We start from the raw sequence: 9,376 nt of genomic DNA on the forward strand, positions 1-9,376 counted from the left end.
ACTGCACCTCCCTGACACTAGATTCATGACCCGCGAGTTTGGCAATTTCCTGACCACTCTGGGCATCCCACACCCGGGCTGTCTTGTCATATGAAGCAGTGACGATGCGCTTGCCATCCGGGCTGAACTGCGCCGCAATGACAATGGATTCATGACCCGCGAGTTTGGCAACTTCCTGACCACTCTGGGCATCCCACACTCGGGCTGTCTTGTCATATGAAGCAGTGACGATGCGCTTGCCATCCGGGCTGAACTGCGTTGCAATGACACTGGATCTATGCGCTAACAGCGTTTGATTTTGCCACGGCTGAATGGCTCTGTTTTCAACTCGGTCCAATGTTGTCTGAAGGGCATAGATAGGACTAGCAGCAAAACCTGTTTGTCCTTTAGTCTGGAATAAATTACGGGCCCGCTCCCCCACTTGCATAGCATCCACTAAGCCCCTCAACTGTTCAAACCTGGCACGATTTAGCGCTGCTAACCCATCTTTTTCTAGGCTGTTCACCTGCAAAATTGTTGCTTGGCTGTCTTGAGCTTGGTTTAAATCAGCCTTTGCTCGGTCCAAATTGCCCTGAGTTGTTGTCAACTGAGCTTGAGCTATCTTTACCTGGTTTTGTGCCGCTAGCTCCGCCTGTTCTGCCTGGGTTTTCCCCTGGTTGACCTGCTCCAGTTGTATCTTCGCCTGCTGTACCTGTTGCTGTGCCTGTTGGTATTGCTGACGAGCACTTTGTTCTTTGGTCCGTGCTTGCTGGAACTTGCGCTCTGCGCCCCGTGCTTCGGTTTCTGCCGTTGCTGCTTGGGTCAGCGTTGCCTGTAAATTGGTATCCAGCTTGACCTTATCTGCCACAAGCTTTGTTTTGTCCGCTGCTAAGCGATCCTTGTCTGCCACAAGTTGCGTTTTGTCTGTTTCTAACCGATCCTTGTCTTGTTTCGCTTCGGTCACTTCCCGCAGGGCAGCATCGCGATCGGCTCCAGCCTTAATGGATGTCGGTATAGTAATTCCTGCCACCATCAAGGCCGCTACTGCTCCTACCAAACTGAACAAATTGCGCCGATTCGCCTTCCGGGTTGCTGCTGTCAAGATCTGATTCGCTTCTTGCTCTGTAGCTAGTCGGGCTTGCACGTCTCGCTTCTCCAGCTCCTGGCTGGCATCCAAAAAGCGTCGATCGTCATCCCCCAAGCTTTTCCCTTCGGCCCAAGTTCGGGCATCCTGCAATGCTTGCCCTCGCAGCAACCGCGACTCATCCTGGCATCCTGACACTAGCCAAGCCGCGATCGCTCCTCCGTAGGGTCTCAACTCCGCCAGCGATCGCTCCAGCCAATCTCGATTAAACACCTGTTCATAAATGCGGTTGTAAACGCGCAGTTTTCCATCCCGCCTCACCACCAATCCTGTCAGTCGCAACTCCACTTGTTCTGGGCTGTCATCCGCCGCAATCTCCCCTTGTTGCAAAATCTGCTGATACAACCCCAGCAACCGTCCAGTGCGTTGTTCACCACTAAGTAAAAGGCGATCGCGAATGGTTTTCAGGTGGGGTGGAATATCCTGTGTTTCCCAGTTATCAATGACCTTGCTTTGTACTAACTGCTCAACCCATTGGATCTCTTGCCCTGCCACTGGTTCAGAATCTGCAATCTGGGCCAACTTACACAGCTTCTGCGTTAAAAACGGTTGCCCCCCCGTCCAGTCCAAAATCGCTTGTAATAACGCCTCCGGATGGCTTGTTTTTGCAACAAGTCCAAGCATCAGCGGCTGTGCTTCTGACCACTGAAACCCCGTTAGGTCAATAGGTCGCCCAATATTGAACGGAGTAATTTGCTTGTTCTGAATCAAGTCCGATGGCGTTGCCACCCCAAACAGTGCAAACGTCAGGCGGCGATACTCTGGCTCATCCGCCCGCCGGTTGTAACTTTCCCGCAGTGCCCCAAAGAAGTCATCCCGGAAAGATAAGCTTAGAGTCAGGTCAACCTCATCAATGAAAATCACGATCGGTTGAGATATAGAAGGCAGCAATAGCGATTCCAAAAACTCGACAAACCTCTGGACATACGAAAGGCGAGTTTGTTCTATCCACCAAGTATTCAGATCGAATTGCCGATGCAAGCCTAGCGATCGAGTAATGCGGCTGACTACACCGAAATACCATTGTTCCTCTGTCGCCGAAGTGCCAATTCCCTGCAAGTCTACTGCCGCACAGGCAATCCCTTCACCCCGCAGTCGCTGAAGCGTCCGTACCTTCAAGCTTGATTTCCCCATTTGACGGGCATTCAGCACATAGCAAAACTGCCCCGCCTTCAACCCCTCATAAAGCTCATCATCAGCTTTCCGCTTCACGTAGGTTGGCGCATCAATTAGTAGCGCACCTCCCTCGCTCTGGTAGTCGTAGGGTACTAAAGGCGTATCGTTCATCGACTACCCCCCAACACATCCTGGAAATAGTTGCGGTATAGGTTGCACAGCGGTACCACCTCATTCCCCTGAAATCGCACCAAACCCATGTTCGCTAATTTGGCAGCCTGGGTGATTGGTAGCTGCACTGGATGCTCGGACGCAACCACCTGCTTCATTGCCGTATCCAGTTGCCGCTCTTGCAAATTCCCCAAATGCCGCTTCAAATGGGCGGCAAACACGCCTGCTTGGGTGGGAGCAACCTGCAAAAATTGAGCTAACGTCAGCGCCCCTGAGGCAATTTGCTGAAGTGCGACTCGTGCCAAGTAGGGCTGTCCACCCACCATTGCCATTAGCGAATCTAGCTCCGCTTCTGTCCATGCCAACCCATGCCGTTGCACAAGGTCGTTTAGCTGTGCCTGACTTAAAGGAGGTAACTCGATTGGCACCCCTACATTAAACGGCGATTGATTAATATTCAGCGGAATGTAGACTTCCTCGGAATGGGTAATCACTAGCCGCAGGTTGCACCACACGGGATTAATTTTCGCTTCCTCATGCCATGAGCGCAATAGTCCAAAAAAGTCACCAGCAACTTGTGGATGCTTAAAGACTTCATCCACCTCATCTAGGCACAACACCAATGGCGCATTGATTTCTTCTAGTAAATAAAGTTCAAAGTAATCCGTGCATTTGTCTGTACTGGCAGAAACGCTCTGCCAATACTCCACCACCTTATCTTGAAGCCGCAGTTTAGCAGTTACTCGCCGACACAACCATCGCAAAAAGGCATCCAAACTGGCAAAAGGTTCTTCACCAGCCTGCTGCAACTGTAACCACACCGCTCGACACCCCTGCTTGCTTGCATGGTCAAAAACTCGAATCGTCAATGAGGATTTACCCATCTGCCGTGGAGCTTTGACGCGGATGAGTGCTCCTGGTTTAACGATCGCCCCATAGCAACGGGATTCAGCCGGCGGACGCTCTGTATAAAATGGTGAATCAAGTGGTACTTGGCCGCCCGTTTCTTCTAGCTCCCCTACAGCAGACTTAGATAAAGGAGAAACAGCAGATGACTCAGGTAAAGTCTCTTCACGAAATTCAGTCGAGCATTCAGGAGGTGACAGAGAACCTTTTTCCTGCACTTCCCCTTCTGGCTTCACAGTTATATGCTCTAGAACCGGGGTTAAATACTCTGGAATTCCTGCCATCCGAATGCCTTTACAGCCTTCTTTATAGGCACGTTCGATCGAAAGCCCTGCTCCCAAAGCATCGTAAAAACCCACTGCAAATTCCAATGCTGCTTTATCCCCCACCTCCTGATTCATGCCGATCACGTAGGGAACATGCTGGGCGATCGCTTTGGCTTGCACCTCCGAGTAGCATGCATTCAATAGGACGCATTCGACCTGGTTCGCATCTTCAAACAGTCCAATCAGTGCATCCGAGGTCAGCAACTCAGCTTGCCCAAGCTCATTTTCAATTAACAGCCCTGGCTCTCCAGCCCCATGTCCCGAAAAGTGGACAATTTGGGGAGCATAGTCTAGCATTGCTCTCCGAACATCTCGACGCCGAGTCGCCCACTGAGGCTTCAAATCGAACCGACTCCGGTTCTTCGAGCCTTTTAATGCTTCACTCACATCCCGAAATTCTTCATCAAGGCGCAACTTCGCCGAATTCTTAGGGTTTGTTGCCAGGAAGAGAATTGTCCTTTTCTTGCGTGCCGAAGTGCTACTCATAAGGAATCAGACAATTGGGATAGTTGGTAGACAATGCTGCCCGCTTCGGTATTTCCAACAATCTATACGCTTCCAGAAACCCTTGCAGCAAATAACACAATCTAGTTACCTTTTTTAGCAATCTAAGTGTTCTGCCACTAGAACCCTAGAATTGTGTGCTGTTGAGTAGATTTTAGTAGTTCTATTCGATACAGACTTGTAGCTTTACACCTAATTTTTTAGGCACTTCTACTATCGTTGGTGATTGCTGCCGCTTTCAGAATTGTTTGCAGATAAGTTACAAATTTTCGGTTGGGTTATTCACTACGCAACTGCTTCTCTGGAACAATCTCTAGCAAGACTGACAAACTGTACTAGACTTTTTCAACGTTTAATACAGAAGCCACGAATGGTTTTTGACGTTTTCTCGTGCCAAATCCCAAGTCCTCAGTAAGCTCAGAATTATGATTATTACAATCGCAAGTTTCAAAGGTGGAGTAGGCAAGACGACCACAGCCCTACATTTAGCTGAGTATCTAGGTAAGCGCCGGAAGAGCAGCAAAGTCATCTTGTTAGATGGAGACCCTAACCGAAGCGCACTGAGCTGGTATGAGCGTGGCCAGCAGAGGGCAGCATTTACTGTGATGGATGGCGATGAGGAGCCATCGGCCTTTGATCATCTGGTTGTTGACACCCCTGCCCGCACTGATCCCACTGAACTTTTACCCCTGGCTTCTGCTAGCGATTTGCTGATCATCCCTTCTGAGATTTCTATATTTTCGTTAGAAGCCACCATTTCTACTGTTAGCACTTTGCGATCGCTGTCTGATGATAAGTACCGCATCCTTTTAACCATGCTGCCGACTCGGGGTCTCAAAAGAGAGGTGAATGCCAGAGAAGCACTTAACGAGGCAGGACTAAAGGTGTTTAATACAGGTATTAAAGCTAGAACTGTGTACCAAGATTCAGCATTAGAAGGTTTGTCAGTTGCAGATTTGCGCGGTGATGCTGCTACTGCTGCATGGAACGACTATCAAGCATTGGGTAAAGAAGTTTGGAAGGGTTGGGGAACAAAATGAGCGTCAGTAAGCTGACTGGGGCGTTAGCGATCGCGAAGAGCAGAAGTGTAGAAACACCATCGTCAACTGCCACTTTGTCTCTGGATAGCATCACAGATCGAGTGGATGGTGATACCCGTCCGCTGAATCCTGCCCATATTGAAGCATTAGCAGATAGCATTGCGGTTGTAGGGCTAATCGCTCCGATTGCAGTTGATAGCCGAGGCAGGCTTTTGGCAGGTGGGCATCGACGAGCCGCGATCGCACTATTACGGGAGCAAGACCCGGAAGCTTTCGCTAAACAGTTTCCTAATGGACAAGTTCCAATTCGCCGCTACGATTTCGACAGCGAAACTGAGCCAGACAAAGCACTAGCGATCGAGGCAACTGAAAACGAAAAGCGTAGGGACTACACACCCGCCGAGGTCAGAGCGATCGCGGATCGCTTAAGGGCAGCTGGTTATAGAGACGCGCCTGGGAAACCCAAAAAAGGGGAAAAAGCCTTACGTCCTGCTCTGGAGTTAATCATTGGCAAGTCGATTAGGCAGGTGAGGCGGTATCTAAATGATGCGCCTGATGCCTACGCAGAAAATGGCGGGCAAAACCCGGACAACCAAACCCGGACAGACGTCCTAGTTTTGAATCGAGCGCTAGTTGGCCTCCAAAAATGGGCCACTTTAGCTAATGAATATGATGAACCAGGTACGGCTGTTAAGGGTTTACAAGGCCGTGTGAAGCGCATGATGCGAGACATTGAGAAGGCGATCGCCGAGTTGGAGGACGAGTAGGCATCATGATTGCAGAAAAGCTATGAGCTATGACGGACGCTGAAGCACAAGCACTGACCATCCTCGACTCCTTAACAAAAGTCTCCTTCTCTAACTGTGTCCCGATTAGTAGAGACTTTACCGAGCTGACTACAAGACCAGGTATTTATGCAGTTAGGTGCCGAACCGAAGGCTTGCTGTATGTGGGTAAAGCTTAAGATATCAAGGAGCGATTTAAAGGCGGGCATAAATCTCTGATCTGGGCATGGCTGGCGGATTATGACCATAGAGACGTGGCGATCGCCACTCATGCTATCGACTTCATGCAATGGCGATCGCTATCATCAGAGTTAAAGCGCATTATTCTGCAAGCTAGCAAACCACCGTTCAATGCTCGCATACCGATGAGGGACTAACCATGTTGCCAACTGTTGGACAAGAAACTACAGAGCATCTCAGTCCAGTTGTAGCCCGCATGATCTTGGTGGCGCTGCCTGACCATGTTAGAGAAGCCTTTGAGCGACGGGCGGCTGAGATTGAATACCCCGTAGAGGCAGTGTTAGAGATGGCACTGGCTGGCTTTCTCAATAGTGAATGTCTAAATTTCTCCGACTGCAAACCTCGCTATTAAAGGTCCAAGAGCAAGGCGATCGACCGCAGGAACTTTGCCCTCATTTGAGATCGCCTAGAGTTGGATTTGAAGAGTACGGTGGCGATCAATAATGTGGTCCTGGAACCTAATGACCTAAGCGATCGCTCTCAGCCTAATGTCTTAGTGCAAAAGGTCTACGCCAGCATTCAAAAGCAATGTGGCACCATGCGCTTACTGAGTATGGTGCGGACCTGATTGCAGCTTGAGAGGTCGCTAAATCCACATTGAAAGCAAAGAGCGATCGCCCCTTCTTCTTAGTTGCGATCGCTCTCTGCTTTCTAGGTTAAGGCTAGATTCAATCAGTTATGTCAGTTTTACGCTTGATGGCATTTTCAGCGATCTGTCGTGCCAAGTCCATGGCTGGGGCCACCTTTTTTTCCTTAGTTCGTTTATCGTAAATTGCTCGCTGGGTTTCTGGGCTATGGTGCATTGCGCCCGCCACCGAATTCATCTGAGCATCAGAATAGCCTAGTTCCATCAGGTGACTCACAAACATATCTCTTAATAAGTGAGCTGTAACAGCCTGGCCTTTGATCCGATATGCAGCGTGTCTGATGTACTCCGATAGCGTATGTTGCTTCATCGGTTCGCGATTCTTCTGGGTGAAAAATAAGTTGTGCTCAGGATTGTAAGTTGCGCGTAGCCCTCCAGGAAGATTCAGCTTGCTTAATCCGGGAAGCTTAGAGCAGTCATAGAGCCAAGCCTCAATATAATCATAAAAACGAGTGCCATCTCCAAAGTCAGGGTTAGAGACCTCACATCGAAATTCTCCATAAACCTTGCCGGTTTTGTATTCATCGGGTCTTAAATAGATGTACCAGCGATCGCCTTCCCAAAGTAGGCTACGTTCTACTTCAAGGCTCCGAATCACCTGCTGACGCATCGGGGGAATATAGGTGAAAAACGCACACATGAGATAACACTGGAGAGAATGGGCAGTTCCACCGAGTAGCCGTTTCTTGCCGCAGATATAAGCTGCTTGACAGCACTCTTGTCTAAGGGTGTCAACCACGTCCAACCAGTCTTCCCAAGGCAACCACTTCTTGCTGATGTCTACTGGAGAAGGAGTAGTACGCTGACGTTCACTTACATCTCGGATAAGAACTCGGATTCTCTTAATAACAGGAACGTCATCATAGTTAGCTACTTCGTACTTATTAGTTTCAGAGCGATACAGGAACTTAGCAACGTTAAGACAGGCTCGTAGAAAGGCATACTCGGTTCCAGGATGAACCTTGCGTTCCTTTCTGATCCAAGATAAATATTTACGGAGCCTAAGTTCTGTAGAATCTGCTGCTCGCATCGCCTCTCGTCTCACCTCTTCCTGACGCAAGAGCCGTTCAGCTAATTCCATCCGCACCGGGAGATTGTCAATGGCTGTCTTTAAAGGGACATATTGAATCAGTGTTTCTAAGCTCAGTTCATCGAGCGCTACATTTTCATAACGATAAAGCCAGCCTAGCCCTTGATATGCCCCTTGCAAAGCCCATTTGACGGAGATGGGTGCTTGCTTTAAGTCCTCAGATACGAACTCTGCAAACTCAATAAACTGTTTCCGTAGTGCTTCTGAGATGACATCCCCTTTCACGACACCTAGAGCATAAAACTCTTGCCGTTTTCGCTTCGTCGTTCGGACGTATTTAGCGCAATCTTTCTGCTTTAACGGTCGTCGTTCGACCTTTGGTTCTGATTGCCACCAGTTTTGGTCATCACAAAACTCTAAGAGCTTGTTCAGAGCGTGCCGATAAGTACGTTGACTGCTGCTTGGAACCTTGAGTTGCTCATAGACGCTCATCTGGACTTCTAGAGCATTTTTTAGCTGTTCCAAGCTGATCTTTTTCATAAAAGTCTTGGCGGCTTTGATCTCTTTAGCTGAGACTCGGTTCGTTTGGGGATGCGGTAGCCCCCAACCAGGAAGTGTGTATCTGATTAAAGCTGTTTGCAGCTGATGCAAGGTCGCACTGGCTTTGTCAGGTGTTTCAGTTTTCACTTCAGCCTCGTAGTTCTGAAGCACCTCCATTAGGTTCTTAGGCTGGAGGAACTTTTTAGGAATTGTTATAGAAGCCATACCGTAATTATTGAGGTCACGTGTATGACCTGAATAGCACCATTTATATTATAAAAAAGACAAGATATCCCGTAAATATATAGGACAAATAGTTATATATAAATCTTCGATTAAATGGCTGAAAAACCGCCTTGCTCTAGAATTTTCAGTTACTAAGTATTAATACTTACTCAAGGTTTTGGGAGTGATCGTTATAGATGTTATAAATCATATACATGACCTAATACTCTGCTTTCTAAGGCTTTCAGTGCTATAAGAAAGTTGTGGCGTAAAACTGTCCCTGTTAAGGTCCTTAATAAAGTACACTCATGGGTAAAAAAGGCCAAAAATCGATGCGAGGTCAGGCTGAGCTTTACAGGGGTGAAGTCAAGCGTCAGCGAAGTGTCATGTTGACTGATTCTGGCTTGAAAGGTCTGGATCGGTTAGCTGCTGATGTGGGGCTATCTCGCTCGGAACTAGTTGAGCGGATTGGTCGTGGCTTGATTCAAATTCAAATGCCTTCTACTTAGCTGGCGAGCTTTGCGATCGCCCAGCTGTTTGAAAACTTCTGCCTGCGATTGCCGCTGAACAACCCCTTGAGGGAGCGAATATTCCGCTGAATTTGACTCAATCAGGACTTACGCAAGAGTCATTTGTACGGACGGGTGCTTGAGTTGCTCAATCAGGTAGTCCGAGAGCATCCCATGCTTGAGCTGATAAATCGTTCTGCCGCTTTGGTACGCGA

At 48.6% G+C, this 9,376-nt stretch carries 10 protein-coding genes; 7 read left to right on the forward strand and 3 right to left on the reverse strand.

Annotated features, from left to right (window positions below; all coding sequences use genetic code 11):
• Positions 1-2,410 (reverse strand): AAA-like domain-containing protein (locus tag H6F90_RS21490; protein ID WP_190554252.1); only part of this gene is annotated, 2,410 nt, incomplete at its 3' end.
• Positions 2,407-4,128, reverse strand: coding sequence for an AAA-like domain-containing protein (locus H6F90_RS21495; protein ID WP_190554253.1), 1,722 nt, complete (start codon positions 4,126-4,128; stop codon positions 2,407-2,409). The genes H6F90_RS21490 and H6F90_RS21495, both read right to left, overlap by 4 nt.
• Positions 4,129-4,571: 443 nt before the next feature.
• Here H6F90_RS21495 and H6F90_RS21500 point away from each other — a divergent pair, with 443 nt between their 5' ends.
• The 6 genes from H6F90_RS21500 to H6F90_RS21520 all read left to right on the forward strand — a co-directional run bounded on the left by H6F90_RS21500 (position 4,572) and on the right by H6F90_RS21520 (position 6,779).
• A complete protein-coding gene (locus tag H6F90_RS21500; protein ID WP_190554254.1) occupies positions 4,572-5,186 on the forward strand; it encodes a ParA family protein in 615 nt (204 codons plus the stop codon).
• The gene (locus tag H6F90_RS21505; protein WP_190554255.1) at positions 5,183-5,953 is read left to right on the forward strand and encodes a ParB/RepB/Spo0J family partition protein; all 771 of its coding nucleotides are present in this window, start codon (positions 5,183-5,185) and stop codon (positions 5,951-5,953) included. The genes H6F90_RS21500 and H6F90_RS21505 overlap by 4 nt, the downstream gene beginning before the upstream one ends.
• Positions 5,954-5,982: 29 nt before the next feature.
• Positions 5,983-6,150, forward strand: a complete 168-nt coding sequence (locus H6F90_RS21510) for a GIY-YIG nuclease family protein (protein ID WP_190554256.1) — start codon at positions 5,983-5,985, stop codon at positions 6,148-6,150.
• Between the two features lie 75 nt (positions 6,151-6,225).
• Entirely contained in the window at positions 6,226-6,348 is a 123-nt protein-coding gene (locus H6F90_RS31210; RefSeq protein WP_255525033.1) for a hypothetical protein, read from the forward strand.
• 2 nt (positions 6,349-6,350) lie between these two features.
• Complete coding sequence (locus tag H6F90_RS21515) at positions 6,351-6,563, forward strand: hypothetical protein (RefSeq protein WP_190554257.1); 213 nt, start codon at positions 6,351-6,353, stop codon at positions 6,561-6,563.
• A 60-nt stretch (positions 6,564-6,623) separates the two neighbouring features.
• Complete coding sequence (locus H6F90_RS21520; RefSeq protein WP_190442556.1) at positions 6,624-6,779, forward strand: hypothetical protein; 156 nt, start codon at positions 6,624-6,626, stop codon at positions 6,777-6,779.
• Positions 6,780-6,879: 100 nt separating this feature from the next.
• Here the strand turns inward: H6F90_RS21520 and H6F90_RS21525 are convergent, their stop codons facing one another.
• Positions 6,880-8,652, reverse strand: coding sequence for a site-specific integrase (locus H6F90_RS21525; protein ID WP_190554258.1), 1,773 nt, complete (start codon positions 8,650-8,652; stop codon positions 6,880-6,882).
• Between the two features lie 386 nt (positions 8,653-9,038).
• On the opposite strand from H6F90_RS21525, the gene H6F90_RS31215 reads away from it, so the two are divergent.
• Complete coding sequence (locus H6F90_RS31215) at positions 9,039-9,161, forward strand: hypothetical protein (RefSeq protein ID WP_255525034.1); 123 nt, start codon at positions 9,039-9,041, stop codon at positions 9,159-9,161.
• The last annotated feature ends 215 nt before the right edge of the window (positions 9,162-9,376 follow it).

This window comes from Trichocoleus sp. FACHB-591 (assembly GCF_014695845.1).
Classification (GTDB): Bacteria; Cyanobacteriota; Cyanobacteriia; order FACHB-46; family FACHB-46; genus Trichocoleus.